Origin of the sequence: Streptomyces torulosus (assembly GCF_001419765.1) — a bacterium.
Taxonomy (GTDB): domain Bacteria; phylum Actinomycetota; class Actinomycetes; order Streptomycetales; family Streptomycetaceae; genus Streptomyces; species Streptomyces torulosus.
Window position 1 is genome coordinate 1 of the sequence record NZ_LIRK01001012.1, and the last position, 1,790, is coordinate 1,790.

Genomic DNA, 1,790 nt, shown 5'->3' on the forward strand with positions numbered 1-1,790 from the left:
GCGGTGCGGGGCGCCCCGCCACCGGGCCCGCGCTGCCGCCGGGGCCGCCGCCCACAATTCCGTGACCCGCAGTCGGCAACGGCGCGGGCGCCCCACGGGAGACCCGCACGTGTGACTGGGGAGTGCCGGGCGGTGCGGGTGGGCAAGCGCCCGCCCCGCCCGCATCCGCACCGCATGCTCATTCGTCCGCACGTCATACGTCATCAGCTTCGGCAAACACACCGCCAACACCCCCACCGCCGCCACACACAACACCCCACCGGCCCACACGGACGCCCGCACCGACGTCCACGCGGCCATCGCCCCCGCCCGCACCTGCCCCAGCTGGGGCCCCACGGAGTACGACAGCAGCTCGATCCCGGCGAGCCGCCCCCGCAACTCGTCGGGGATGGTCTGGTTCCACATGGCCGCCCGGAAGATCCCGCTGATCATGTCGAAGCCCCCGCCCAGCACCAGGAACGCCAGCACCAGCCACACCTCACGCACCAGCCCCGCCGCCACCACGGACAGCCCCCACAGTGCCGCCGCGAGCACCACCATCCGCCCGTGCCGATGCACCCGGGACGTCCACCCGCTGGTCAACGTCACCAGCAACGCCCCTGTGGGCAGCGCCGCGTACATCAGCCCCAGCGACCACTCCGCGTCCAACTCGTCCGCGAGGAACGGCAGCACGGCCAACGGCATCGCCAGGAACATGGCGGCGAGATCGACGGCGTACGTACCGAGCAGCTCCTTCCGGCTCCACGCGTACCGCGCGCCCTCCGCGATCGACCGCCACGACGGCTTCGCGGCCTCGTGCGAGGCGGGGGAGGGCGCCAGCCCCACGGCCAGGGCGACGGAGACGACGAACGTCGCGAGATCCGCCGCGTACGCCCAGCCGAGCCCGGCGTACGCGACGACCACGCCGGCGAGGGCGGGCGCGGCGACGCCGCCGACGGTCCACCGCAGCGAGTTCAGGGAGGCGGCGGCCGGTAGATGCTCGTGCGGGACGATCCGGGGGACGATGGAGTCGAGGGCCGGCCGTTGCACCGCGACGAGCGCGGAGGAGAGGGCGGCGACGAGGTACAGCGGCCACACGAGCGGCTCGGGCAGCAACGCGTTCACGAGGAGCGCCGCGCACAGCAGCCCCTGCCCGACCTCGGTCCACAGGATCAGGGCCCGCTTGTCGAGGGCGTCCGCGAGGGCCCCGCCGTAGAGCCCGAACACGATGAGCGGTACGAGTTCGACGGCCCCGATGGCCCCGACCGCCGCGACCGACCCCGTCAGCTCCTTCATCTGAACGGGCAGCGCGACGAAGGTCAGGAAGCTCCCGAAGTTGGTGATCAGCCTGGCCACCCACAGCCGCCGAAAGTCCACGGACACCCGCCAGGGAGCGAGATCCGGCAACAACGAAACGAGCCGCGCGGCCACGCCGGAGGGCGAGGGAGCGGGCGGTGAAGGGGGCGCGGGCGAAGCCGTGGAGGAAGGCGCCGTAGGGGGAGCGGCCGCGGGAGGAGCCGAAGGCGAGGGAACGGCCGCTGGTGAACGCGTGGTCGAGGCATCGACAGAGGCGCACTCGTCGTCATCGGGTCTACTCACGCCGCCCCATGCTCAGCCGAGCCACCACCTGGAGCAACCAGTTTTTTCAGGCCCCGCCCACTTTCAGCCTGGCCCTGCCCGGCCCTCAACGTGTCTGTCCCTGTCCTTGCATACGAGCGGCTGCCTCACCGCCTCACCAGCCCCGGATCCTCCATCCGCCCTGCCGCGTCACCTCTCACGTCGCCCCTCCACCCCCGCTGCGCGCAGCGGGG

The 1,790-nt window shown here is 72.8% G+C and carries 1 protein-coding gene; it reads right to left on the reverse strand.

Translation table 11 applies throughout. From position 1 onward, the window contains the following. On the reverse strand, nucleotides 1-1,410 hold a 1,410-nt coding region (locus tag AOK23_RS43645; protein ID WP_240496860.1), incomplete at its 3' end, for an MFS transporter. Between the last annotated feature and the right edge of the window lie 380 nt (nucleotides 1,411-1,790).